20 protein-coding genes are annotated in these 24,286 nt (G+C 67.3%); 5 read left to right on the top strand and 15 right to left on the bottom strand.

Annotated features, from left to right (window positions below; genetic code table 11):
• Positions 1-284: 284 nt before the first annotated feature.
• The 4 genes from RKE25_RS11585 to RKE25_RS11570 all read right to left on the bottom strand — a co-directional run bounded on the left by RKE25_RS11585 (position 285) and on the right by RKE25_RS11570 (position 4,226).
• Positions 285-1,025 (bottom strand): hypothetical protein, encoded by a 741-nt coding sequence (locus tag RKE25_RS11585; protein ID WP_311838253.1) that lies wholly within the window; start codon positions 1,023-1,025, stop codon positions 285-287.
• A gap of 194 nt (positions 1,026-1,219) precedes the next feature.
• On the bottom strand, positions 1,220-3,196 hold the full coding sequence (locus tag RKE25_RS11580) for a hypothetical protein (protein WP_311838252.1): 1,977 nt from the start codon (positions 3,194-3,196) through the stop codon (positions 1,220-1,222).
• Positions 3,197-3,285: 89 nt separating this feature from the next.
• Entirely contained in the window at positions 3,286-3,717 is a 432-nt protein-coding gene (locus RKE25_RS11575) for a DUF4279 domain-containing protein (protein ID WP_311838251.1), read from the bottom strand.
• A 14-nt stretch (positions 3,718-3,731) separates the two neighbouring features.
• Complete coding sequence (locus RKE25_RS11570; protein WP_311838250.1) at positions 3,732-4,226, bottom strand: nuclear transport factor 2 family protein; 495 nt, start codon at positions 4,224-4,226, stop codon at positions 3,732-3,734.
• Between the two features lie 605 nt (positions 4,227-4,831).
• On the opposite strand from RKE25_RS11570, the gene RKE25_RS11565 reads away from it, so the two are divergent.
• Positions 4,832-5,896 carry an IS30 family transposase gene (locus RKE25_RS11565; protein ID WP_311838249.1) on the top strand — a complete coding sequence of 355 codons (1,065 nt, stop codon included), beginning with the start codon at positions 4,832-4,834 and terminating at the stop codon, positions 5,894-5,896.
• Between the two features lie 409 nt (positions 5,897-6,305).
• Here RKE25_RS11565 and RKE25_RS11560 read toward each other — a convergent pair whose 3' ends face one another.
• A complete protein-coding gene (locus RKE25_RS11560) occupies positions 6,306-7,178 on the bottom strand; it encodes a plasmid replication/partition related protein (RefSeq protein WP_311838248.1) in 873 nt (290 codons plus the stop codon).
• A gap of 208 nt (positions 7,179-7,386) precedes the next feature.
• Between RKE25_RS11560 and RKE25_RS11555 the strand changes: the two genes are divergently transcribed.
• Complete coding sequence (locus RKE25_RS11555) at positions 7,387-9,363, top strand: ferritin-like domain-containing protein (RefSeq protein ID WP_311838247.1); 1,977 nt, start codon at positions 7,387-7,389, stop codon at positions 9,361-9,363.
• Positions 9,364-9,389: 26 nt separating this feature from the next.
• On the opposite strand, the gene RKE25_RS11550 is transcribed toward RKE25_RS11555, so the two are convergent.
• From RKE25_RS11550 to RKE25_RS11515, 8 genes are all read right to left on the bottom strand, one after another.
• Complete coding sequence (locus RKE25_RS11550) at positions 9,390-9,896, bottom strand: hypothetical protein (RefSeq protein WP_311838246.1); 507 nt, start codon at positions 9,894-9,896, stop codon at positions 9,390-9,392.
• 51 nt (positions 9,897-9,947) lie between these two features.
• Positions 9,948-10,304, bottom strand: a complete 357-nt coding sequence (locus tag RKE25_RS11545) for a hypothetical protein (RefSeq protein ID WP_311838245.1) — start codon at positions 10,302-10,304, stop codon at positions 9,948-9,950.
• A gap of 74 nt (positions 10,305-10,378) precedes the next feature.
• Complete coding sequence (locus RKE25_RS11540) at positions 10,379-11,185, bottom strand: alpha/beta hydrolase (protein WP_311838244.1); 807 nt, start codon at positions 11,183-11,185, stop codon at positions 10,379-10,381.
• Between the two features lie 218 nt (positions 11,186-11,403).
• The gene (locus RKE25_RS11535) at positions 11,404-11,679 is read right to left on the bottom strand and encodes a hypothetical protein (protein WP_311838243.1); all 276 of its coding nucleotides are present in this window, start codon (positions 11,677-11,679) and stop codon (positions 11,404-11,406) included.
• Positions 11,680-11,895: 216 nt separating this feature from the next.
• Positions 11,896-12,726, bottom strand: a complete 831-nt coding sequence (locus RKE25_RS11530; protein ID WP_311838242.1) for a PhzF family phenazine biosynthesis protein — start codon at positions 12,724-12,726, stop codon at positions 11,896-11,898.
• A 189-nt stretch (positions 12,727-12,915) separates the two neighbouring features.
• Positions 12,916-14,127 (bottom strand): hypothetical protein, encoded by a 1,212-nt coding sequence (locus RKE25_RS11525; protein WP_311838241.1) that lies wholly within the window; start codon positions 14,125-14,127, stop codon positions 12,916-12,918.
• A gap of 741 nt (positions 14,128-14,868) precedes the next feature.
• Positions 14,869-17,592: a TonB-dependent receptor gene (locus RKE25_RS11520; protein ID WP_311838240.1), complete on the bottom strand. Its 2,724-nt coding sequence runs from the start codon at positions 17,590-17,592 to the stop codon at positions 14,869-14,871.
• A 105-nt stretch (positions 17,593-17,697) separates the two neighbouring features.
• On the bottom strand, positions 17,698-18,786 hold the full coding sequence (locus tag RKE25_RS11515; RefSeq protein ID WP_311838239.1) for a glucokinase: 1,089 nt from the start codon (positions 18,784-18,786) through the stop codon (positions 17,698-17,700).
• Positions 18,787-18,993: 207 nt separating this feature from the next.
• Between RKE25_RS11515 and RKE25_RS11510 the strand changes: the two genes are divergently transcribed.
• Together RKE25_RS11510 and RKE25_RS11505 are read left to right on the top strand one after the other, a co-directional pair.
• Positions 18,994-19,878 carry a class I SAM-dependent methyltransferase gene (locus RKE25_RS11510; RefSeq protein ID WP_311838238.1) on the top strand — a complete coding sequence of 295 codons (885 nt, stop codon included), beginning with the start codon at positions 18,994-18,996 and terminating at the stop codon, positions 19,876-19,878.
• A 624-nt stretch (positions 19,879-20,502) separates the two neighbouring features.
• Entirely contained in the window at positions 20,503-21,045 is a 543-nt protein-coding gene (locus RKE25_RS11505) for a flavodoxin (protein WP_311838237.1), read from the top strand.
• Positions 21,046-21,065: 20 nt separating this feature from the next.
• Here the strand turns inward: RKE25_RS11505 and RKE25_RS11500 are convergent, their stop codons facing one another.
• Positions 21,066-21,503 (bottom strand): hypothetical protein, encoded by a 438-nt coding sequence (locus RKE25_RS11500; RefSeq protein ID WP_311838236.1) that lies wholly within the window; start codon positions 21,501-21,503, stop codon positions 21,066-21,068.
• 130 nt (positions 21,504-21,633) lie between these two features.
• On the opposite strand from RKE25_RS11500, the gene ftsH reads away from it, so the two are divergent.
• The gene (gene ftsH, locus RKE25_RS11495) at positions 21,634-23,505 is read left to right on the top strand and encodes an ATP-dependent zinc metalloprotease FtsH (RefSeq protein ID WP_311838235.1); all 1,872 of its coding nucleotides are present in this window, start codon (positions 21,634-21,636) and stop codon (positions 23,503-23,505) included.
• Here ftsH and RKE25_RS11490 read toward each other — a convergent pair.
• Positions 23,502-24,221, bottom strand: coding sequence for a CBS domain-containing protein (locus tag RKE25_RS11490; protein WP_311838234.1), 720 nt, complete (start codon positions 24,219-24,221; stop codon positions 23,502-23,504). The two genes, ftsH and RKE25_RS11490, sit on opposite strands and share 4 nt — an antisense overlap.
• Positions 24,222-24,286: the final 65 nt, after the last annotated feature.

The following is a 24,286-nucleotide window of genomic DNA, read 5'->3' as shown; positions in this document are numbered from 1 at the left end:
CCATGACACGTTCTGATCGACGTCAGTGCGTCCGGCGCGGCGGCGGGGTCCCGAGAGGGCAGGAAGATGTCGCGCTTCGCCAAGGCCATCACCGAGTCCCCGCGCGACGGACACGATGCCTTATTTAGGCGCGCGTCGCGACGGCCGGCAACACTGATTCGGGTCGAATCTACGCGAGCGAAGCGATCGATAGAATTCGATTGTTGCGATCTTCGTGATAGGCATCAACTATGGCGCAAACGCTGACGCCGTCGCCGCGGCGCGCATGAGCGCTTCTTGTGGCATCAGGCTTCCGGCAGGCTGATGCGGTCGATGAATTTGCGCCGCGGGAAGAGCTTCTTGCCGGTATCGCGCAGTTTGGCGATCAATGCAGGATTGGAGATCAGCGCTGCGGGGACGACGCGGTAGGCGTTCTGGGTCGCCGCCTCCCAGCGCCCGTAGTTCATCTCGCCCAGCACCTGCTTGAACTGCTCCATGGTGATGGGCTTGCCCATGACCCCGGCGCGGGCCACCAGCGGGTGGATGACGTCGAACAGCAGGTCGTTGCGGATGCTCAGGTGCAGCAGGCAGTCGTCATACCGGCGCTGCTCGCGCTCCAGCGCCAGGACCAGTTCCGACTCGCCCAGCTCCACCAGGAATACCAGTTCCTCGATGCGTTGCCGGATGTTGCTGGACGGCGGATTGGGAAAGGAGCGCAGATTGGAGAGGCGCTGCGACTCGTCGGCGTTGTACTTGAACAGCTCCGCCTTCACCGTCGAGAGATAGTTGGCTTGCGACATCAGCACGAGCATCGCCCGGTTGAGCGCCCCGGCGCGCAGCTCCTCGCGCTTCACCGATTCGACGATGCCCTGGTACTTGAAGGCAAGGATGGCGCCGAGCAGCGTGCCGACGAAGGGGAACGCCCAGGTCGCCAGCTGCAGCGGCGTGATGGCCTCGACGAAAAAGGCCACCGCGAACAGCGCGCCCATGAAAAGCATGGCGAGCAGCGTCAGCAGCCACACGGCGATACCGTTGTAGGACCTCATGCGGCCACCTGCCGGCCAGGGATGGCGTAGCGCATCGTCAGCTCCCCTCCGCTCGGATCGGGGGATTCTGCCGGAGGAAAAGTGAACGGTCCGCTTCCGCTCGGGGCCGCGGCCGAGCGACCGCGGTGAACGTCATCGCCAGGCGGACGCTTCGTGTCTAGGCGTCCACCTTTTTCTTGGACAGGAAGACCGGATTACGAGTCGGATGGCTTGGCGGATGCAGCGCCGAAAGCGCCGCTGATCCGCGCGCACCAGGTGCCGTAGGTCTCGTCGGATACCGGTACGGCCGCCGCGAGCAACTCGCCCAGCTCGTCGTTGTCCGGATACACCGCCACTATCAGCGGCAGCAGCCGGGCAGGATAACGCCCTGCCCTCACCAGCTCGCGCATGCGCTGAGCCGCCGGCTTCTCGAACTCATCGACGATCGGCGACCCCATGCGCCGCCCCTTCGCCAGCGCGGTGAAATACATGAATTGCGCAGGGTCGTTGTCCGGCAGCGCGACCGCAAGCGACTGCATCCAGCCGTAGATATTGCGTTCGCCGAACAGCGTGTCCCGTGCATCGGCCAGGCAGACCAGCGTGAGCGACAGCGCCTGCCCGAGCGCACTCACATACTCGCTGGCACAGGCCGCGGGCAGCGCGTACATGGGCACGCGCGGCTCGATGACGGAAGCCGTGGCAGCGCCGAGGGCGGACAGCACCTCGCCGGTGATGGCGATGAGCGCATCGCCGGCGTCCGCCGCGCCGAACTCGCGCTCGACCTGCCGCACGATCGCCAGGTCGTCCAGCTTTCGCAGGCGGTAGGTGATCTTGAACCGCTCTCCTTCTAGCGCGGCGATCTCGCCTTCCGCGGCGAACGCGAACTCGCCGGCAAGGAACTCCAGCTCCTCGTCGCCGATCGGGCGGCCGAACAGCACCAGGTTGTGGCCATCGGCTACCGGGACGTTGAATATGGCATCCAGGTCGCTGCAATAGATCAGTTGCTCGAGCAGCAGCAACGGCAGCGCGCGCGACAGGCGCCCGCGCTCGTCCTCGCGACCGGTGCGCCCGTGTCCTTCGAGCGCTTCGCCGGTCGCCGCCAATGGCAGCAGCACCACGCGCGGGCGGTTCTCGCCGCGGGCCGGCGCGGCCCAGGCCATGTCGTGCATGCCCAGCAGCCATGGCGGCGACGCCAGCTGCATCATCTGGAGCTGCGGTTCGTGGTGCAGGGTTTTCGGCGGCTCGACGATCATCTCGTCGAAGGCCTTGGCGAAATGCTGCAACGGTTCCGCATACGCCGGCTGGCCCAGGGCGAACAGGCGATCGAGCAGCGCACGGCCGGTGCCGGCATCGCCCAGCTCCAGGTACGCCTGCAGCAGGTTGTAGCCGACGCGGATGTCGTCGCGGCGCTCGTCGTACAGCGGGGCTACCCGCTGGACGGCATCATTGAGCAGCCCTTGCTGTCCCAGCTCGCCGGTGACGGTCAACAGCAGGCCCGAGCCATGAGGTGCGCGCGCGAGCGCCTGGTCGAACCAGGCTAGCCCTTCTTCGCGCCGACCCGCGCGAACGGCGCCCCGCCCGAGCAGCAGTTGCGGATACCAGCTGTCCGGGCGCGCCGCGAGATTGCGCAGATAGGCACCCGCGGCGGCCTCCCCCTGTGCCTCGTTAAGCACGGCAATGCGCCAGCCCAGGCCGTTGTCCTGGTTCGGGTCCAGCTCCAGCGCGCGGTCGAGTGTGGCCATGGCCCAGGCGTGGTCGCCTTGCATGTCGATGACCTTGGCCAGATTGGTGAGCAGGATGCCGCTCTCGCCCAGCTGCGCGATCGCCTTGCGCAGCGTAGCGCCGGCATCCTCGAGCCGCTCCAGCCGCATCTGCACGATGGCGCGAGTCACGAAGGCGCGCTCCGGCGTGGGATCGATCTCCAGCAGGCGGGCACTGGCCTGGTCGACGTCGGCGGCGAGATCGTCGCCCAGCGCCGAGAGGATCAACGAATAAAGTTCGTCCGGACTGTCCCACTTGGCCTGAAGATTCGGCCTGAGCACGGACTCGCGCCACTGCTCCAGCGGCACCTGGAAGCTGCGCCCGTAGGCATCGACGAACGAGATCAGACGCTGCTCGCCGGCGGACTGGTCCTGGGCAACCGGCGTGGCCGCAGCGGCCGTTTTCTTGCGTTTCTTGAAGAAGCCGAACATTCACACGTCCCTGATGAAAAGCCCGAGTCGATCGTGCAAGCGTGCCGTGCCTGGTTGCGGATCGCAATGCCAACTTGCGCTTGCGTTCTTCACTTGGACACAAGCGATCCGAAGTACGCCGCCAGCAGCAAGGGCGCGCCGATGTCGGCAAGCGCCAGCATGACGTCCGGGCTCATCCGGGTTTCGCCCACGAGGCCGGTTTCGAAGTGGGCGCACCACCAGTAGCCGTCGAACTCGCGAAGTAAGCCGCGGAGCGCTGCCGAGCGAGGGGCCAGCTGCGCGGCGACGTATCGCAGGCCATCGTCGAGCGCCTCCCACGTCCGGGCCTCGCCCGACGGCAGCGGATCGCCCGAAAAAGCCCAGAGTGCCTTGTCGAAGTCTCGGCCCGTGCCGCGGCGGTCGCCCGCGAGGCGGACGAGGCTCGGCTGCAGCCCGAGGATGTCCGTGATCCGGTCCGGCACCAGTGTCGCGCCTTCGATCCGGAACTCCACGGTGTACTCGCACTTCGGTGCATGCTGCATGCCCGTTCCCCGGCCTACTTCACGCTGCCTTCGATACTGTGATGGTCGTAACTCACCACCCGGGTGAGCTGCCATTGTCCATCGTGGTAACGCCAGATGTGCAGGAATTTCCCCTCGCCCTGGCAAGCGCTGCCGCCGATGGCGCAGAAGCGATGCGTACCCGTCTCGATGGCGCCGTAGTCCTTGATCGGATAGACCTCCAGCGTCCCGACCAGCTCGCGGCGCACCTTGTGGCAGATGTTCCTGCGGGTGGCATCTACCACGGCGTCGCGCGAGGTCATCAGCCCGCCCTTGTCGTGGAAGAACTCCACGTCGGGGGCGAAGTAGTCGCCGAACGTCTTCAGGTCGCAGCGGTTGTAGGCATCGAACAGTTTGCCGTCGAGCGTAGAGATCGTGCGCACGAGTGCATCGCCTTCCGGCAAGGGGGCGGGGGATCCTGCCCAGGCCGGGGAAAGGAATAGCAGAGGGATGGCCCACAGCCATGGGCGCGAAGGACGGGTCTTGGGCATGGAGGCTCCTTGTCGTGGCGTCGGGGCGCGGGGCACGCGCCGGTTGGCGGTTGGCGGTTGGCGGTTGGCGGTTGGCGGTTGGCGGTTGGCGGTTGGCGGTTGGCGGGAGCCTAAACTGTTGGGTGCCCTTGTCGCATGTGGCCGTTGCATCACGATGTTGGTGGGGTCGGCAATCTTGTCGGGTCTATGGGAGAGGGTTTTTGTTTTCTTGTGAGAGAGGGTGCATGTTTCGGGCCTCATCTTCTCTGCTCATATGATTCCGGCGTAGGCCGGATGGAGCACGGAGCGGCGTAGGTTGGGTGAGCGTGCGGACCCCAACGCAAGGCGCTGACGATCGCCTCCCATCCTCGTCATTCCGGCATAGGCTGGACGGAGCGCGTAGCGCGGAGAACGCCGGATGGCGGCCCCGATGGGGCGAGCGTAGCGAGTCATCCAGTGGCGACATGGCTCGGTTGTCGCGACGTGGTCGCCAGCCGTGTCTCACCCCTCGCGGGGCGAGGGGTTTCGCTCTCCTGCCGGAGAGCGAGTTACTTCTTCTTGCTTGCCCAAGAAGAAGTAAGGCGGTCTCTAACATCAAGTGCACCACCCCCACGACACGGTGATGCATGGGACAGCATTACAGCCATCTGAGCGCCGAAGAACGGGGCGCGATCATGGTGGGCAAGGCACGCGGCGAGAGCGCTCGGCAGCTGGCACGGCTGCTAGGCCGTTCGGCTAGCACGATTTCCCGGGAATTGGCGCGTAATGGGCACCGCGAACCGGCGGAGCGTCCGCGCATGGGTCGTCCGACACTTGGCTATGACGCCCGCCGTGCCGGTGCGCGGGCTCGACGGCTCGCGCGCAAGGCACGCCGACGGCGCAAGCTACATCGTGATGGGGTCTTGTGGCCCCTGGTGCGCCAGCTGTTAGCGCGCCGCTGGTCACCGCAAGAAGTGAGCCGCACACTGCGCCGGCAGCATCCTGACGAGCCGGCCAAACACGTGTCCCATGAGACGATCTACACCGCGATTTATGCCATGCCGCGTGGCGAACTGCGGCGTGAGCTGGTGGCCTTGCTGCGCCAACACAAGTGCGCACGCCGTCCGCGTGGCCAAGGGGCGAACCGGCGCGGCCGCATGCAGGATCTGCCGAGTATTCATGACCGCCCGCCGGAGGCCAACGAGCGCCTGTTACCAGGCCATTGGGAAGGCGACTTCCTCAAGGGGGCGCGTAACCGATCGTCGGTGGGGGTGCTGGTGGATCGACGCACTTTGTTCCTGAAGCTGGTCAAGATGAAGGGGTGTTCGGCCCAGGAGGCGCTGGAGGGCTTCAGTCGCGCCTTCCAGGGCGTGCCGCCGGAGCTTCGCCAGACACTGACCTATGACCAGGGCAAGGAAATGGCGCTGTACAAGACCTTGTCCGAACGTACCGGCTTGAGCATTTATTTCGCCGATCCGCGCAGCCCCTGGCAGCGGGGCATCTGCGAAAACACCAACGGCCTGCTGCGGCAGTACCTCCCTAAAGGCACCGATCTGTCCGTGCATAGCCAGCGAGCGCTGGATGCCATCGCTCAGGAGATGAACCTTCGGCCCCGAGCCACCTTGGGCTACCACTGTCCGGCGGAGATGTTCATGCGTGCCATGGGGCACGATGACCTCGCTCAGGCCATCGATGATGCACTTCTAGATTGACACCGCCTAACCAAGAAGAAGGGCCCCCTGCGCGGCGCCCTCCGCAGCCTTCGCTGCTGCGGGTGCGTTGAGGGCTGGCCGGGCTTTTCGACAGGGCATCCCTGCCCTGATCGAAAAGGCGGGGGCGTCCTGCCCCCGCCCCGCTTCGCGGGCCTGATCGTCCAGCCCTCACCGCCGCGAAGGGAACCCGGGAGATCAAGAGCATTCGGAGCGTCGCTTCGCTCGCTCTTGCTTGGTCATTGGCTGCTTGCCGCGGTACCGCACTTCTCCTTCTCCCCTCCGGGGAGAAGGCGGGATGAGGGGTGGGTGCTCGCGAAAACGCCGCAATAGACGCCCCCATCGCACGCAATACCAAGCCGCCGCCATCCCTATGACGCGCCCTACCAGCGCGCCATCCACCCCTATCCGATCACCCCTGCAAATCCGCCAACTGCTTGCGCAACGCCTCATTCTCCGCCGTCAGTTCCGCCACCTGCTCCCGCAGCGCGAGCAGTTCCTGGCGCTCATCGACCGACAGCGGTTCCGCGTGTTCGCCAACAGTCTCAAGTGCGTCGACCGAAGCGACCGCCTCCGCCTCCTTGCTCTCCTTGCGCGGCCGTCGCCGCGACTCGCGGACGCGCTTGGCTGCGTTCTTGAGTTCATCCTCGCCCGCTTCGGCCGCTGCGCGCTGCTCCTCGGCCGGCAGGCTGGCCACGGCGGCGGCGGCGTTGATGGAGAGCACGCCGGATTTGACGGCGGCGACGACCTCCTCCGTGGCCTGCTTGTGGATCTTTTCGATCAAGCCGACCTGGTTCTGGCTCAGGCGCGCCTCGCGGGCGAGTTCTTCGCGGCTCGGTAGAGGTTCGGCTGTAGCGACGGGCGACGCGGCGGCCTCGGTGGCAGGTTCGACGGCGTCCGCTGCAGGCGGCTCCGCGGGCACCCTGACTTCTTCCTCGACCTCCTGCGCCTGCGCACGGCGCTTCGCCAGGATTTCCCGCTTGCGCAGCGCCAGCACGCCGCGCTGGAACGGCGAGACGCTGCGGCGGCCGAGGTGCTGTTCGATCATCCACAGGTGCACGTCTTCCATCGACTGGAAGCGCGTGTTCTGGATGGTCTGGAACGGCAGGTCGTGTTTGCGGCAGACGCTGTAGCGGTGGTGGCCGTCGACGAGGATGTTGCCCCACAGCACCAGCGCATCGCGGCAACCCTCCGCGAGGATGCTGCGTTCCAGGGCCTCGTATTCGTCCGTCGTCATCGGATCGATGTAGGCCTTGAGTTCTTCGTTGACGACAATCTCCGTCATCGCTCGCTCCGGTCAGGCAAAGGGGGCGCATTGTAGAGACGGCGCCCGCTTCGCGCTGCCTTGACGAAATGCGCGTTTTGCTGCCTCGCTTTTACCCGGTCGGGTAAACACGATGGCGGCCGCTTCCTCGCGTCACGTTCGCCGCGCTATCTTCGCTGACGGCGCATCGCCAACCGTTCCCACACCGGCCCACCCGGGGAGCCAGCCCATGGCCAGCAACCACCCCTACCTTTCCGCGCCCAGCCGCGAGCAGGCGCTGCATGCGCTGTATGAGGCTGCCGAGCTCGAGCACTGCCTGATGTGCACGTATCTCTATGCCGCCTTCTCGCTGAAGTCGTCGGTCGAGGAGGGGCTGACGCCGGCGCAGCTCGACGCGGTATCGCGCTGGCGCCGTTCCATCCTGCAGGTGGCGACGGAAGAGATGGGCCACTTGGTGGCGGTGTGGAACATCACGGTGGCGCTAGGTGGCGCGCCGCGCATCGGGCGCTTCAACTTTCCCTTGGACCCGGGCATTTTGCCCGCCGGCGTGGTGGTAAAGCTGGCGCCGTTCAACATGGCGACCTTGCAGCACTTCATTTTCCTGGAGCGCCCCGCCGGCTCGCCCGAGCCCGACGGCGAAGGTTTCGCCCCGGAACGCAACTTCAGCCGCGGCGCGGACGGCCCGCGCCTGACGCCGATGGGCGTGGACTACGACACCGTCGGCCAGTTCTACGACAAGCTCGGCGAAGGCCTGCGCCGCCTGGTGGATACCTATGGCGAAGCCGGCGCCCTGTGCGGCGATCCGGCCCTGCAGCTCACGGACGCCGATGCCAACCTGCCCGGCGCGAAGCGGGTGATCTGCCTGAAGACGGCGCTGGCGGCCTTCGACGCGATCATCACGCAGGGCGAAGGCGCGCAGGCCAACGTGGAAGGCTCGCATTACCAGAAATTCGCCGCCATCCGCGCGGAATACCAGGCCCTGCTCGCGGCCGACCCATCTTTCGCCCCCGCCTTCCCCGCCGCCACCAACCCGGTGATGCGCCGGCCGCCGCGGCCCGAGGGACGTGTGTGGATCGAAGACCCGGACGCGATCGCGACAGTGGATCTGGCCAATAGCGCCTATGGCCTGATGCTGCGACTGCTCGCCCACGCCTATGCAGTGCCGTCGCCAGACCCCGACAAGGCGCTGGCGACCGACCTGGCCGTGGGCCTCATGCATGTCGTGACGTCGCTGGCCGAGCGTGCCGCACGATTGCCGGCGGGCCCGTCCAATCCTCAATGCCATGCCGGCGTGTCGTTCATCGCGCTGCGCGATGCCTCCGCGCTGCCGCCCGGCCCGGGCGCGCGGCGACTCTTCACCGAGCGCCTGCGCCAGTTGGCCGATGCGGCCGCGCGCTTGAACGAGTCCGGCGATGCCCGCACCGCGGCCGCCGCGACGCGGCTTTCGCGCCTTGCGCAAAGCGCGGCGCAAGGTTTCGATCTGCATCGAGTCGCCAGCGCGACCGCCGCTTCCGCTCCACCCGCCGCGTCTCCGGCCGCTACGCCCGCACCGCCGACGACCGTCGAAGACGGCATCGAGCAGGTCGAGGGCGAGAAGCTGACACTGCGGTTCGAAGCCAAGCGCTGTATCCACGCGCGTTTCTGCGTCACCGGCGCGCCCACGGTGTTCCTCGCCAACGTGCAAGGCCCATGGATCCACCCAGACACCATGGACGTGGAACGCCTGGTCGACATCGCCCACGCCTGCCCTTCCGGCGCCATCCAGTACCGCCGCCGCGATGGGCGTCCGGACGAGATCGCGCCGCCAGTGAACCTGGCCGCCACGCGCGAAGCCGGCCCCTATGCCTTCCGCGGCGAACTCTTGTTGAACGGCGTGCCGGCCGGCTTCCGCGCCACGCTATGCCGTTGCGGCGCGTCGAAGAACAAGCCGTTCTGCGACGGCTCCCATCACGACGCGGGTTTCGTCGCCAGTGGCGAGCCGCCTACCGGCACGGCCACGGACATGCTCGCCGTGCGCGACGGCCCATTGCACGTCGATCCGCAACCGAATGGCCCACTGAAAGTGCGCGGCAACCTGGAGATCGTCAGCGGCACCGGCCGCATGGTGGCGCGAGTGACGAGCGCATTTCTGTGCCGCTGCGGCGGCAGCAAGAACAAGCCGTTCTGCGATGGGACACATGCGACGATCGGCTTCGTAGCGGATTGAGCGATAGAGGCGAAGCGTGCGCTCGCCTATCTTGAGTAGGCGCAGCTCGCTCGCTGGACCACGCCAGCATCGTCGAAATCGAGCGACAGCTCCGGAAAGCCGCCACCGAAGGCCAGCGGTATCGGACTCCCTATGACGTAAATCCAGCGGAATCCCGCCTGCGTTCGCTCAGGAGGTTCATCCTTGTAGTCCGGCTCGCCCCAGAGCGAGCGGATGCGGGCGACGTCCTGGCCGACGAATACGCTCGATTCGAATGGGCAGGCAAAGTGCGTGCGCGTTCCCGCCGGCAGCGATCTGACGTATTTCAGCTTGGCGCACACATCGAGCAGCGGATCGGCCGCGTCCTGCCCACCATACGGAGCGCATTCCCGGGTGGCGCTTGGTGCCGGACGCTGGGCCAGGTCGTCCTTTATCGCCTGCGCGAAGACCCTGTCCAGCCGCTCCCGCGGACATGCCTGTCCACAAGCCTGGCTATCCGGCAGTTCGTTCGAGGCTTGCGCGAATACATGGGCGCCGGCGAGCGCGAAGAGCATGAAGGCTACGCACGCGAATCGTGGCGATGGCATCCGGCCCCTCCCGGCAAGTCAGGCATGGAACTCGCGCACCACTTCGATAGTGCCGACGATAGCGTCGTTGAGCGCTTCCAGTTCTTCGGCCGGAACCCACCATTCCGTGTGATGCGACGCGCCCACGTACTGGATGGGATACCGGTCCATGAAAGCGGTACGCACGCAAAATCGCGTGACTGCACCATAGCCGCTGTCGCGCACGTTCCAGCCGCTGGCGATCTCGGCGGCGTAACGCCCGTTGGTCACGGGGTAGAAAATCGGCTGGTCCGGCAATCGCGGCGGCCAGCGCTTGAAGCCGGTCTCCCGCAGCAGTGCCAGCTCCGCCGGGCCGACAGGCCGGAACAGCACCGTGATCTCGTCTTTGGATGACATGCTCAGCGTCCTTGTCCTTGCGCCGGGGCAGGCACGAACTCCACCGCGACGTTCACCACCGGCTGACGAGGAAACTAGCCAAGCTCACCGAGGAAAGCCAGCATCGCCCGGTTGAACGCCTCCGGCCGTTGCAGCAGCGCGAAGTGGCTGACTTCCGGAAGGGCAATCCGCTCCGCCCCGGGTATCACCCGGACCAGGTAATCGACGTGGCTGTCGGTAACGAACTCGTCGCGCTCGCTCGCGACGATGGCCACCGGCACGTGGATCGCGGCCAGGGCGCCGTCGCCGTAGGTCGGCTGCGTGCTGGTCATCCGGTCGACGGCGCGGGCGATCTCCTCGAAGCGTTCCGCTTCCGGCGAGACGCAGGCGTGATCGCGCTTCACGCGGTCGAAGACACGAGGCAGCAACGGGTCCTCGGGGTCCAGCACTTTCAGGCCGTCGAGGTGCATCACCGTGCCGAAGGCAAATACACCGGTGACGCGCTCCGGGTGAGCCATCGCCAAAGTGAGCGCGACGATGGAACCATCGCTCCAGCCGACCATGGCGGCCTTGCGCAATCCAAGCGCGTCCATCACCGCCAGCACTTCGTCGGCCATCAAGGCATAGCTCAGCGGCTGGTCGCCGAGCGTGCTGCGTCCGCGTCCGCGGTTGTCGATGGCGATCACGCAGTAGCCCGCCTCGACCAGCGCGGGGACCTGGTGTCCCCAATCGCCGCTCTGATTGAAGGCGCCATGCAGCAGGATCACCGGCGCGCCCTCGCCGTAGGTGCCGCACCAGATCCAGGCGCCGGCGTGCTCCACGCGTATCTCCCGCGTCGCCGGCGGCAGCGGCGGAGCGCCGTGTTCGGCGTAATGGGTCAGGTCGTCGTCGCGGAAATTCATGCGCGACCTCCGGGACGCAGCACTGCTGCCCCGACGTGGGTCACCGCAAAACTGTTCCTCGCCCTTGGGGCACGGACCGATGGGCGCATCACTTCCTCCTTTCCCGCTACGGCGGCCATGCGCCGACCGTGCAGCATGGCCACTTCAGGCGAGAGCGCATGTGAAAGAAGGCATGCCCGGCACAGCTTTCCGGCACGTGATGCGGCCGGGTGCGCTTCTTACCCCGTCGGCGAACGGCGGTGCTGGTTCCACCCGGACGGATCGATGGCGTGGCTGTGCTCGATGCGTTCCGCCTTGGGCGCGTGGCGCGCCTCCGTACCGGCGGACTCACGCGGATGGGCGGTGCACAGGTTCTGCTCGAGCAGTGAGATGAGTTCTTGCGGCTCGCGGTCGTCGCGCGCGCCGCAGCGCAGGCACCACACGTAGGGGTCGCTGCCCTCCGGCCGCTCCACTTTCAATTCGCCAAGGCAGCCTTGGCAGCGCGGCTTGTCCATCGAGGGGAAATCTCTGAGGAGTGTCGGTGTCCATTACATACCGCCACTCGGGAAGGGGCATGAATCGCCCCCAACGCCATCGTTGGCGGACTCATGCGCCGCAAGGCCTGCGCCGTGGACATCGCAGCTCCTCGCGCATGAATGCCGGATGACGCGGAGGCAGTCGCGTGAGCTGGAGCATGGCGGCGTAATCGCAAGACGTCCCGCGCCGCGGACTCACGGATGAAGCCTGCCCTCCACCCGCGTGACGCAGGTACCGCCGATCCACACCTGCACACCCTCGCGGTCGACGTGGATGCGGCCCGCGCGGCCGATCGCCGTGCCCTGGGCGATCACGAACGAGGCCGGCGCCTTCCTTTCCTCCACAAGCCAGCGCGCGAGGCCGGCGTTGAAGCTGCCGGTAGCGGGGTCTTCCGGGACCGCGTCGCCGCCGATGAAGGCACGCACCTCGAAGGCGGCCTCGCCTCCCGGCCAAGGCGCGACCAGCCCAAAGGGCACGCCGTGCAGGCCGGCGAGGTCCGGAGCGAGCGCGAGCAAGCGTTCGCGATCGGTCAGCATCAATGCCAGCCAGCCCGCACCGTTGTCGACCCAGCGAGCATCGCGTACTTCGGCGCGGGCCAGCCCGCAGGCCGCGGCGATCCGCGCCACTAGCGCCTCCTCCACGGGACCGGAACGCAGCAGCGGTGGCGCCTCGAAGGCGAGCCGGTCGCCATCGCTCCGTATGCGCACCAGCCCGACGCCGCATTCCTGCACCACTTCGCGTCCGCGCGGCGAGCCGCCCGCGGCCAGCCAGGCGTGACAGGTGCCGAGCGTGGGATGGCCGGCGAACGGCAGCTCGCGCAGCGATGAAAAGATGCGTACCCGATAGTCCGCCTGCGGATCCCGCGGCGACAGCAGGAAGCAGGTCTCGCTGAGGTTGGTCCAGCGCGCGAGCGCCGCCATGGCGTCGTCGGACATGTCCTCGGCATCGTGCACGACCGCGACGGGATTCCCGCCGAAGGGCTCGGAGGAGAAAACATCGACCTGAGTGAATCGCTTCGCGCGCATGCCTGCCCCGCTACCACCGGCTCGCCCGAAGTGGGCGCCGGAGGCGCGGGACTGTAGCGCAAGCGGGTCCACTCGCGGCCAGGCGTGCGCCGAGCCGGCCCCGTGTGGAGTGGAGTGAAGCGAATCGTGTTTCTGGCCGGCACCGTCTTCTGCCGATTCGCGCCTCACCAGGCCGTGGACCGCACTGCCTCAACCCAGCTTGGGACCTTGCTGCTGGCCGGGTAGAGCCTGCTCCTGCTGCCGATCCAGCGCGGCGGAGCGCTGCAGCGTTTCCTGCAGGGGCGGCGCGGGGGTCTTGAGGTCCACCTGAGCCAGCATGCCGGGGATGCGCCCGGCGACGTATACCGTGTCGTTCTCCACCAGCACGTGGCGGACCTGCCCTGCCCTGACGCCGCTTTCCTTCGCCGCGAGCGCGACCTGCGCCAGGCGATCGTCGGACATGCCAGCAGGCAGCTGTTGCCGCAGTTCGTCGTACAGCGCCGGCGCCACGTCGCGCGCCGTCGGCGTCCCTGCGAGTGCCCGGCCGCCGCCGGCATTCGCCAATGCGAACGGGCTTTCCGCCAACTGGCGGTAGGGATCGTCGGAATGGACGTCCTGGGCTTTCCGCGAACGCTCGATGCGCACCGCGCGGGCGTCGTCCAGATCGGCGCGTTCGCGCGGGTCGGTCACGTCCTTGGGCGGCGAGCGAAGCCCCGATGGTGCGGCATCGCCGGGCATGTCGCAGGCCCACTGGCCGGTCGCCTCGCTGTACTGGTAGCGGTATGCCCCGCGCTGGATCAGGTCAGGGTCGATCTGCGGCGCGGCCGTGGCGGCGCTGGCGTAGGCCACGCCCAGATCCTTGAGGTATTCCGCCTGGCCCATCCGCGTATCGCCGTAGGCGGCAACCATGCCGGCGACGGTGTCGTAGTCGCGCAGCGTGCCGAGGCGGCCGTGGTCGAGCACGGTATGCCAGGCGCGTTCCATCTCGGCGTCGCCGCCTTCCCGGCGCGCGGCATCCAGCAGGCGGTTCGGCGTCCAGGCATCGGCATCGATGCGCTTGCGCGCGAAGGCCTCGGCATGGATCTCCTGCAGGTCCTTCGCGGGCAGGTTCAGCGCCAGCCCGGGCGAACCGCCGTTCGCGTAGGCGGCGCGGCGCGCGTAGTCGAGACGCACCAGGTCCTGTCCGAACTCCTCCCAGCCGCGTTCGGTCAGCAGAGGCTGGTTGCGGCTGTAGGCATAGTTCTGCGCGTGGAGATTGGCCACGGCGCCCGGCAGGTTGTCGTTGCGCACCACGCCCAGCGCAAGCAGGCCGTAGCCGTCGGCGCCCGGGTGCTGCGCAAGATAGTTCCAGTACCGTTCGCGATTGCCCTGGCGTGCGTAGTGGCCGAGTACTTCCAGGCCCTGGGCGGACAATCCTTCCATAGACGACTCCTTGAATCCTTCAGCGAGTGAGTGTCGCGCGCCGCCGAGGCGACGCCGGCGCGCGGTTGTGCGTGGTTCGATCGCCCCGCGGACATGCGCGGATGGCATCCGGCAACGCACGAGCGGTCGAGGGGGTGGACGAGGCCTTCGCGCGCGAAGCCGCCATCCCGGGCCCGCAGGCGGGGGCCTTCCAGATGATCCGCGGGGAACGGAAGCCGGATAGACCCGGCTTGCGCGGCGATGGGCGGGCTGACGGTACGGAAGCTGCCGGGCGCGCTTCTTCGCCGGCGACGCGGAAAGCGCTCAGCCATGCGGCCTGCGGGTCACGGCAGGAAACGCTCGTATCGGATTTCTTCATGCGCCCTCCATGGCTCGCCGGGTGGTCCGCGACGTTCCCGCAAGCGGGGTGTCGCGTCTGCCTGTACGGCCCGATCCGGCCGCGTCGATCGCAAGATCATAGCGGCTGGCTTACGGAGGGACCATGTGGCAAAGCCCGCGCAATGCGAACCAGCCCCACATTTCGCACTATTCCCCGGGGCATTTTGGAAGCGGCATCACGCGGGGAGGACGACGGGTCGCGCCCTTCCGGGATGGCGTCGCTTGTCTACGCGAAGCGGCAGTACGCCACGCGCCTCGCGTGGAAGATGGCCCCGATACCGGTGGCCCAACGAAAAATGGGCCGGTCACGCGACGGAGGGGAGGTTTCCCGTCGCGGCCGGCCCGGCGCCAAAGCAAAGGCGGTTACAGCTTGAAGTTCAGGCCCACGGCGAACGTGCGCCCGTTCTTGTACATGCCGATCGGCGCGTACTTCACGTCGTTGTACCAGTAGTAGGTCGAATCAAGCAGGTTGGTGGCGCTGAAGGTCACGCCCATCCACTGGTTGACCTGGTACGAGGCGGAGAAGTCCAGCTCCTTGTACTGGTCGGCGAACACCTGCGAATTGAGGCGGCCCACCTGGGTGAAGTACGGCGTGCGCCAGCTGTAGTTCAGGCGTGCCGACCACGGCCCCTTCTCGAAGTACGGGATGATGTTGATGGTGTTCTTCGAGAGGTACGGCAGGTTCAGGCCCGTGCTGGTGTCGGCATGGGCGTAGGTGTAGTTGGTCTGCAGGCCGAAACCGTAGCCGAGGTCCTGCTGGTACAGCAGGGACGCGCCGCGCACCTTGGCGTTGGAGACGTTCACCGGCGAGGTGATGGTGTAGAGGTTGGTCTGGCCGGTGGTCGGATCGAAGAACGTACGCTCGGTGGTGGTGTTGACGATGTAGTTGCCGATCTTGCGGTAGAACACCTCGGCGCCCAGCAGGCTGGACGGCGCGAAGTACCACTCGCCAGCCAGATCGTAGTTGGTGGACGAATACGGCTTGAGGTCCGGATTACCTGCGCTGCCGGTGCAGTTGCCGCCGGTGCAGTTCAGCGACACCGAGCCGGCCAGGTCCGAATAGCGCGGGCGCGCGATGACCTTGGCCACGCCGAAGCGCGCCACCTTGGTGTCGTCGATGTCGTAGGCGATGTTGAAGCTCGGCAGCGGCTTGTAGTAGCGCGTCTTACCCTGCGTCAGGTAGTAGCTGCCGCCATTGCTCGACTGGTAGTAGGTGGACTTGTCCGTGGTGTCGACGTAGCGCACGCCGAAGTTGCCGCGGAACCCGCCAGCGTTGTAGTTGAACTGCGTGTACAGGTCGCGGGTCATCTCGCGAACGCTGAAGATCGACGGGTAGTTGACGTTGTACGGACCCTGCGGCTGGCCGTTGAGATACGACTTCACTGCGCCGAGGTTGGCAGTCGACCAGTCGACCAGGTCGCCGCTGGCATGCAGGCCGTCATACAGGTTGCCCGGCGTGCTGCCCGGCTCGAAATCCGTCAGCGTGATGCCGTCGGTGGTGTTGATGCGGTTGCCGCGCGAGACCTGCGAGTTCACGTGGTTGATGTACTTGAAGCCCATCTGCACCTGGTAGATCGGGCCCCAGTCCAGATCGCGGCTGGCGTCGAACTGTGCGTAGCGCTCGCGATCCTTGGTGGTCTCGTAGTAGATGCCGCCGGCCTGGTATTTGCCATTGAGAGTCGAATCGCCCGGGGGCGAACCGGCCGGCGAGGCCGGCAGGCCCCAGTTGGAAGCTGCGCCGTTGTCGTAGTTCACTGCGGTGTTGCGGCCGTCGTAGCTGAAGTTGTAGCCGCCGGAGTTCAGCAGATACTTCATCAGGTACTCGGGGTCCTTGCCGCCGCGGGCGGCGGTGTAGCCCACCTGGCTGGAGAGGATCCACTTGTCGCCGTTGTAGTCGTGGCGCAGGTTGAGGCTCTTGGTGGTGACCTTCGACATGCGGTAGTTGGTGTCCAGCTGCGCATACGGCTGGCCGTTGCCGGTATTGGCGGACACCGTGCCGCTGGTGATGTAGCCGTTGTTGACCGTCACATCGGTGATCTTGTTGAGATCGCCGCAGCCCGGACAGACGTAGCGCGATTCGCTGAAGTTGTTGTACGAGCCGCGGACGTAGATGCCGGTCAGGTTGAACTCGTTCTTCTCGTTCGGGCGCCACTGCAGCGCGGACTGGATGCCGTCGCGCTTGCGCACCTGCTGGAAGTACGCGCTGTTGATGCCCACCGGGTACTTGGCCGTGGACAGGTCGCCGCTGCCGTGCACGGTCGCCGTCGATGGAATGCTGTTGCCGGGCGTGGAATAGCCGAAGAACTCGATGCCGGCGCGCGACAGGTTTTCCTTGTCGTGGGTCAGCGCGGTCAGGAAGCCGAAGGTGCTGTCGCTGTTTTTCCAGCTCCACAGCACGGAGCCGCGCGGGTTGCCTTTTTCCGAACGGTCGTTGTAGCCGTAGCCCAGCGAGCCGCGCAGCGTGTTGGCCGGCAGGTCCAGCGGCTTGCGCGTATTGACGATCACCGTGCCGCCGATGCTGCCTTCGTCGATGTGCGCCTCGGGCGACTTGTACACCTGCATGTTGCCGATGATTTCCGGCGACAGCAGCGTGTAGTTGAAGGTGCGGCCGCTGGTGTCGGTCGGGTTGCCGCCCCAGTCGCCGGAAGCGATGGTCTGGCCATTGATCAGCACGCGGTTCAGAGCGGGGTCGGTGCCGTTGATGCTGACCTTCTCGCCTTCGCCGAACTGGCGGTCCACCGAGATGCCGGGCAGGTGCGAGAGCGATTCGGCGGCGTTGGTGTCGGGGAACTTGCCGATGTCCTCGGCATTGATCGCATCGACGATCGCATTGGCGTTGCGCTTGATCTCGATCGCCTTGGCCAGGCTCTCGCGATAGCCGGTCACCGTCACCTGCTGGAGGTTCTGCGCCTGCTTTTCCTGTGCGCGCTGCTGCGGGGTCTTGCTCTTGGCGTTGCCGCCGGAGCTGTCGCCGTCCCGCGCCGAAGCGCCGTTCTGCGCGGGCGCGGCGTCCTGCGCGTGCACGGAGACCGCCAGGCCGAGGCCGCAGAGGATGCTCGCGCACAAGAGTTTCTTGCCGTTGTTCATAACTGGTCCCACCCCTTTCGTTGATTTGGCGAAGGCCGCCCTCCCAGGAGGCCCGCGCACGACGCTCTGCTGTCACGTGCCGTTCCGCGGAACGGCTTGGCACCGCTATCCCGGCACCGGTCTGGCGGTGCGGCTGTGCAAATGCCAGCTGGCGGCACCGACGACGCCGAGCTGGCCGTGGTCCACCACGCGAATGGGGACCTTGTGCAGGAACGGGCGCATCACGCCCTTGTCGAGGAAGCGCTCGACCAGCGGGCCGCAGCGCAGCAGGTCGACGATGCGCGAGAGGAAACCGCCGGCGAGATACACGCCGCCGGTGGTGCCGTAGAGCATGGCCAGGTCGCCCGCGAAGGAACCCATCCAGCCGCCGAAAAGCTGCAGCGCCTCGTAGGCGACCTCGTCGCCCGCCTGGGCGGCGGCCACCACATCGGCAGGTTCCGCGCAGGCGGGATAGCGGTCGTAAACCGCGCATAGCGCCGCGTACAGTCGATGCAAGCCTGGGCCGGAGAGCACCGCTTCGTACGGGGTGTGGCTGTCCGGCGGGGCGATGCGGTCGAGGATGTCGCGCTCCAGGCCGCCGCGCGCCGCCAGCTGCATCTGCCCGGCTTCGGTCGCCAGCACGCGCGGCGGCTCGCCCGGGAACCACACCGCGGCACCCAGGCCGGTGCCCGGCCCGATCACGGCGACCGGGCCGGCGTCGCTGTCGGGGACGAAGGCGGCCTTCAGCGGCACCGAGGTGGTGTCGTCGACATGCGCGATGGCGTGCGCCAGCGCCTCGAAATCGTTGAGGAACCGCACGCGCTCCAGGCCCAGCTCGCGCTCCAGCGTGGCCGGCACCAGCGGCCAGGCCAGGTTGCGGTTCACCACCACGCCGGCGTGCAGATAGCCGGCACTGGCCAGCACCAGCTCGCGCGGATGCGCATCGAGGCCGGCGCAGAAGTCGCGGACGATGTCGTCCAGGTGCGGATGGTCGGCGCAGCGATAGCTGCGATAGGCCAGTACGCGGGGGGATCCGTCGGCCTGCGGCGCGACCAGGCCCAACCGCGCATGCGTGCCGCCGATGTCCGCGGCGAGAAACGGCACCGGGCCGACCGCGCCGGTCGAGGTCGCGGTGGACGCCGCCCATCCATGCGGGATCGCCGGCGCTTCGTCCGTTGGGGTTTTCCGCACGCTCGCAATCACTGGATACGTCATGGCGCCACCCTCCCGACCGCCTCCCCGGCGATCTTGTGTTTACTGGCGAAACACAATTTCACCTGTAATTTGAATCGTGGCAAGTGGCGCCGCAGCAAGGTTTCGCGAGGCTTGCAATCGCAACAAAGAGGAAGGAAACGAAAGAAAAGGGAATGGTTTTTGGCGTGTTCTATCCTTGGCCGGCCCTCACCAAGGACCCCTCTGCCCATGTTTCACCCCGACCGATTGGCCGCCGGGCTCGCCGCCATGGCGCAGGAACGCCACGACGACGCCCGCCTCGCATTGCGCGAAGCCGCCGGCGACGGTGTCCTGCTCGCGCGCGCCTTGCTGGACTGCCTGGAACACGACGACGCAGGCACCGTCTACGATCGCCCGGCCGCGTTCGAGGCCTTCATCCGCGGCGGCGGCAACGTCCCGCTGTACGAAGCCACCAGCGCGGCGCTCGCACAGCTCTACGGCACGCATGACGTGGACACGCTGCTCGACCTCGGCTGCGGCGACGGCATGGCGCTGATTCCCGCGCTCGAACGCACGCAGCGCGTGCCGCGCTATGTCGATATCGTCGAGCCGTCGGAGGCGCTGCTGGCCAGTGCGATGGAACGGCTGCGCACCGGACGCCGTTTCCAGCTCGCCCATCTGCACGCCTGGCGCCAGACCGCACAGGACTTCGCCGCGGCCTTGCAGCCGGATCAGCACTGGGACCTGGCGCAATCCACCTTCGCACTGCAATCGCTGCCACCGGCCGAACGCCGGCAGACATTGAAGCGCCTGCGCCCGCACGTGCGCCGGCTCGCCTTGGTCGAATTCGACGTGCCCGTGCTCGACCCCGGCAGCGACGCGCACTACGCCTCGCTCGCGCAGCGCTACCAGCGCGCGCTGGACGGCTACGGCAGCGACGCGGAACTCATCGCCGGCGGCTTCCTCGCCCCCATGTTGCTCGGCCAGCTCCAACCCGACGCGCGCCCTTCCAACTGGGAGCAACCGATCGCGCAATGGGTCGAAGAACTGCGCGAAAGCGGATATGCCCTCGAGCTCGAGCAGAAGCTATACGACTACAGCTGGTCACCAGCAGTGTTGATGGTGTTCGTGTAGATCGGTGCAAGGTGTCGCGCGATCGTTGAATGTGCACTCCTTCAACGAATGCCAACTTCCCATTCCAAGCATCAGTCGCGCGAGGAACGACAAGTTCCTCGCTCCGTAGGTCCCTTCACCCCGCCCTCTCCCCCGGAGGGGAGAGGGAGAAGTGCGGTGCTATCGCCAGAACAAAACACGCTCACGCACCGCTCCCTGTCATCTCCGCCACGGCGCCTCGAAGTCCCCTCCACGCACCTCAGTCCCCCTTCGAGTCGCGCGACTAAGCAAAGTGAGAAACCATTACGTGCTCTGCCATCCCCCGCCGCGAGCCTTTGACTTTGGGGCCATTTCTCTTTGGTTACTTTCTCTCGAGGCCCCCCTTGAGGGGGTTGGGCCAGCAAAGAGAAAGTAACTCGGGCGCCGGCAGGCGTCCGAAATGCCCGCTGCATAAGCGGCCAGATCACCGAGCCGCAGCTTAGTGCACCCCTCACATCCCAACAGGCGCCCCCTAACGCAACCGACCAGACCGACAAAACGCCACCAACACCCCCTCACCATTGATCTGCGTCAAACCGCAGCAAGCACAGACAGCCCACGATGCGCTCGCGCACATCCGGCCACACGACACAGGGGGCACGCGCCATGTCCAGCATCCTCATCGCCTACTACAGCCGCTCCGGCACCACGCGCCAAGTCGCTCGCCAACTCGCCGACAAGCTCGGCGCCGACCTCTACGCAATCCAGGACGCGCGCCCCCGCCGCGGCCTCTTCGGCTACCTCCAGTCGGCACTCGAAGCCATGCGCGGCTCCCTGCCCGACATCAAGCCGTGCACCACGCCGCTGTCGCAGTACGACATGGTGGTACTCGGAACGCCCGTGTGGATGGGCCATCTCGCCAGCCCGATGCGCCGCTTTCTGCACGACAAGGCGCGCTACATCCGCCAGGCCGCGTTCTTCTGCACCATGGGCGGCGAAGGCGCCGATACCGTGTTCGGAGAGATGGAGAAGCTGCTTTGCCAGGACGCGCGCGCCACCCTCGCGCTACGCCAGGACGAGGTCATGCGCAATGCCTGCCAGGCACAGATCGCCGGCTTCGCCGCGGATATCGCGCACGCGCCGCGACGCCCCGCGTTCGACCCGATGCCGCTGGACGAAGACGGCACCAGACCCTGGGCGCGGGCCTGAACGAAACTGGCGCGCCGCGGTCAGGGCCCGGCGCGCTCGATGCGCAGATCGTCGATCGCATGTTCGGCATCGAAGCCCTGTCCCAACCCCGCCAGCGCCAAGTGCGGCCGCGCACTTTCCGCGCCCGTGGCGCGACCGTCCTTCACCAGGCGCGTGCCGTCGCGTGTGCGCACGAAATGCCCCAGCGCATCGTCCGTGCTCGTCAACTGGCTGTAGCGCCCCGTGCCGTGCGCGATCTTCCAGTGGTCGATGCTCAAGCCGCGGCCCTGCGCGATCACGTGCACACGTACGCTATGCCCGTCGCTGCAGCGGATCGTGCCTTCGCCGGTGAAGCCGCGGTAGAGCGGCCACCAGTTCGTGGAAGCGAAGGCCAGCGCGCAGGCGCGCGGCGGTGCCGGCAACTGCGCCCAGGCGGCTCCGGCGAGGCAGCAAGCCAGCCACAGCGCGGACGTCTTCATGCTTCCCTCCGGGACGGCGGATCTCTGGCGCAAGCATCCCTCGCCATGCCCCGGCCACGTTGACGTACGTCAAGTCGGCCAGGCGCGCCACTTGTCACGATGGCAATGAAAGCTCTTCGAGGATCTCCGCGTGGCAAAGCCCGAAAGGCAGCAGCACCTGGCCCTCTGGTACGCGCTCGTCGCGCTGCTGGGCGTGCTCGTGATCCAGGGCTACATCACTGCCGATAGCGCGCGGGAAACCATCCCGTACAGCCAGTTCGTGACGGCGCTGCAGGCGGGGGACATCGGCGATGTCACCGTGACGGACGACGCCGTTCGCGGCACCTACCGCAAGCCCGACGCCCAGGGCCGCCCGCGCCGCTTCACCGCCATGCGCGTACCCGACGAACTGGCGCACACGCTGTCGTCGGCCAAGGTCACCTACACCGGCGAACCCGGCCCCGGCCTGGCCGAGCGCATCGTCGGGTGGATCTTCCCTCTGCTGCTGTTCGCCGGCATGTGGATGTTCCTCGCCGGCCGCGCGCCGGGCGGACGTGGCGACGGCCTGATGGCCATCGGCAAGAGCAAGGCGAAGATCTTCATGGAGCGCGCGATCAGCACCACCTTCGCCGATGTGGCCGGCGTGGACGAAGCCAAAGAGGAACTCAAGGAAATCATCGCCTTCCTGCGCGACCCGCAAGGCTACGGGCGCCTGGGTGCGCACATCCCGAAAGGCGTGCTGCTGGTCGGCCCGCCCGGCACCGGCAAGACGCTGCTGGCGCGTGCGGTCGCCGGCGAGGCGGGCGTGCCGTTCCTGTCGATCAGCGGCTCGGAGTTCGTCGAGCTGTTCGTCGGCGTGGGCGCCGCGCGTGTGCGCGACCTGTTCGAGCGGGCGCGGGAAAGCGCGCCGTGCATCATCTTCATCGACGAGCTGGACGCGCTCGGGCGCGCGCGCGGCATCTCGCCGGTGAGCGGCGGCCAGGACGAAAAGGAACAGACGCTCAACCAGCTGCTCACCGAGCTGGATGGCTTCGACCCGAGCAGCGGCGTGGTGCTGCTGGCGGCCACCAACCGCCCGGAGATTCTCGACCCCGCGCTGCTGCGCGCCGGCCGCTTCGACCGGCAGATCCTGGTGGACCGGCCGGACAAGAGCGGCCGCGTCGCGATCCTGCAAGTGCATGCGCGCAAGGTAAAACTCGACACCGGCGTCTCGCTCGACGAGATCGCCGCGCTCACCACCGGCTTCACTGGCGCGGACCTGGCCAACCTCATCAACGAGGCCGCCCTGCTCGCCACGCGGCGACATGCGCAGGCAGTGCAGCAGAGCGACATCGCCGAGGCGATCGAGCGCGTGATCGCGGGCCTGGAGAAGAAGACGCGCATTCTCAGCCCGGACGAACGCCGCGTCGTCGCGTATCACGAACTGGGCCACGCGCTGGTCGCGCTGGCCCTGCCCGGCACCGACACCGTGCAGAAGGTGTCGATCATCCCGCGCGGCATCGCGGCACTGGGCTACACCATCCAGCGGCCCACCGAGGACCGCTTCCTGATGTCGCGCAACGAACTGGCCGACAAGATGACCGTGCTGCTGGGCGGCCGCGCGGCCGAGTCGCTGGTATCCGGCGACATCTCCACGGGCGCCGCGGACGACTTGGCCAAGGCCACGGAAATCGCGCGCAGCATGGTGCTCAGTTATGGCATGGCACCGGAACTTGGCCAGGTGAGCTACGAATCCGGTACACCGACCATGCTCGACATCCGGCCCGCCGAACATGCCGCCAAGCCTTATAGCGAAGCGACCGCCGCCGTGGCCGACAAGGCCGTGCGCGAACTGGTCGACGGCGCCTTTGTGCGCGCACGCGCCATCCTGGCGGGCGAGCGTGCCGTGCTGGAACGCGCCGCGACACAGCTGCTGGCGAAAGAGACTCTGTCCGGAGACGAATTGCGGGCGCTGCTGCTTCCCTCCGCCACGGCGGACGCATCGCCGCCCATGACTACCCGTGCCGGCGGCACGCCGGCCTAGCGCGCGGCGGCGTCCGGCAGGCGGACCACCGCGCCGGTCATGGGCTCGACGGTGGCCAGTTGGTCGACGACGCGCACCACGCCCGGCACGTTCTCGACCAGCACCTTCAGCGCATCGCGGGTGGCATCGTTCAGCAGCACGCCGCGCAGCGTCACCACGCCGCCCTCGACGTCCGCATGCGCCGTGTTACGCGGTGTCCAGGGCTGCACGTCGAATTCCACGGCAATGCGCCGCGCGATCGCCGCGTCGGAGAGATCGTCCGGTGCGACGCCGGGCGCAGCGCTCACGAAGGCGCGCATCAGGTCGGCGCGGCTGAGGATGCCCTCCAGCCAGTGGTGGTAAAGCACCGGCAGCCGCTTGATGCGGTGCTCCTCCATCAGCCGCACGGCCTCCGCCAATGGCGCATCAGCGCTGATGGTGACCACCTCGCGGGTCATGACCTCGTCCACGCGCCGCGCGTGACTGGCAGTGTATTCGCGCGCCAGTCTGCCGGGGCCGAGCACGAAGCTGAGCCAGTGCGGATGCCTGCGCTCGGTGCCCAGCTCGGCGCGCCGCATGAGGTCGCCCTCGGTAAGCACGCCCACCACGGCCCCGCGCAGGTCAACCACCGGCAGGCCGCTGACGCGCTCGCGCAGCATCATGCGCATGGCATCGATCAGCAAAGTGTCCGGCGTCAGCGTCTGCACATGCCGGGTCATCGCGTCGCGGACTTTCATCGGTCGCTCCTGCAGGACCGGTCCAGTATCGAAGCCGGCAAAGGCGCGACGTTGATCTGCGTCAA

The organism is Dyella sp. BiH032 (assembly GCF_031954525.1).
GTDB lineage: Bacteria > Pseudomonadota > Gammaproteobacteria > Xanthomonadales > Rhodanobacteraceae > Dyella_D.
Note: the sequence above shows the minus strand (reverse complement) of the source record. Positions and strands in the feature narration are given on the sequence as shown.

Excerpts from the sequence above, each read along its gene's own strand:
- RKE25_RS11585 (WP_311838253.1), bottom strand. The coding sequence starts at position 1,025 with ATGAGGTCCTACAACGGTATCGCCGTGTGGCTGCTGACGCTGCTCGCC.
- RKE25_RS11580 (WP_311838252.1), bottom strand. The coding sequence starts at position 3,196 with ATGTTCGGCTTCTTCAAGAAACGCAAGAAAACGGCCGCTGCGGCCACG.
- RKE25_RS11575 (WP_311838251.1), bottom strand. The coding sequence starts at position 3,717 with ATGCAGCATGCACCGAAGTGCGAGTACACCGTGGAGTTCCGGATCGAA.
- RKE25_RS11570 (WP_311838250.1), bottom strand. The coding sequence starts at position 4,226 with ATGCCCAAGACCCGTCCTTCGCGCCCATGGCTGTGGGCCATCCCTCTG.
- RKE25_RS11565 (WP_311838249.1), top strand. The coding sequence starts at position 4,832 with ATGGGACAGCATTACAGCCATCTGAGCGCCGAAGAACGGGGCGCGATC.
- RKE25_RS11560 (WP_311838248.1), bottom strand. The coding sequence starts at position 7,178 with ATGACGGAGATTGTCGTCAACGAAGAACTCAAGGCCTACATCGATCCG.
- RKE25_RS11555 (WP_311838247.1), top strand. The coding sequence starts at position 7,387 with ATGGCCAGCAACCACCCCTACCTTTCCGCGCCCAGCCGCGAGCAGGCG.
- RKE25_RS11550 (WP_311838246.1), bottom strand. The coding sequence starts at position 9,896 with ATGCTCTTCGCGCTCGCCGGCGCCCATGTATTCGCGCAAGCCTCGAAC.
- RKE25_RS11545 (WP_311838245.1), bottom strand. The coding sequence starts at position 10,304 with ATGTCATCCAAAGACGAGATCACGGTGCTGTTCCGGCCTGTCGGCCCG.
- RKE25_RS11540 (WP_311838244.1), bottom strand. The coding sequence starts at position 11,185 with ATGAATTTCCGCGACGACGACCTGACCCATTACGCCGAACACGGCGCT.
- RKE25_RS11535 (WP_311838243.1), bottom strand. The coding sequence starts at position 11,679 with ATGGACAAGCCGCGCTGCCAAGGCTGCCTTGGCGAATTGAAAGTGGAG.
- RKE25_RS11530 (WP_311838242.1), bottom strand. The coding sequence starts at position 12,726 with ATGCGCGCGAAGCGATTCACTCAGGTCGATGTTTTCTCCTCCGAGCCC.
- RKE25_RS11525 (WP_311838241.1), bottom strand. The coding sequence starts at position 14,127 with ATGGAAGGATTGTCCGCCCAGGGCCTGGAAGTACTCGGCCACTACGCA.
- RKE25_RS11520 (WP_311838240.1), bottom strand. The coding sequence starts at position 17,592 with ATGAACAACGGCAAGAAACTCTTGTGCGCGAGCATCCTCTGCGGCCTC.
- RKE25_RS11515 (WP_311838239.1), bottom strand. The coding sequence starts at position 18,786 with ATGACGTATCCAGTGATTGCGAGCGTGCGGAAAACCCCAACGGACGAA.
- RKE25_RS11510 (WP_311838238.1), top strand. The coding sequence starts at position 18,994 with ATGTTTCACCCCGACCGATTGGCCGCCGGGCTCGCCGCCATGGCGCAG.
- RKE25_RS11505 (WP_311838237.1), top strand. The coding sequence starts at position 20,503 with ATGTCCAGCATCCTCATCGCCTACTACAGCCGCTCCGGCACCACGCGC.
- RKE25_RS11500 (WP_311838236.1), bottom strand. The coding sequence starts at position 21,503 with ATGAAGACGTCCGCGCTGTGGCTGGCTTGCTGCCTCGCCGGAGCCGCC.
- RKE25_RS11490 (WP_311838234.1), bottom strand. The coding sequence starts at position 24,221 with ATGAAAGTCCGCGACGCGATGACCCGGCATGTGCAGACGCTGACGCCG.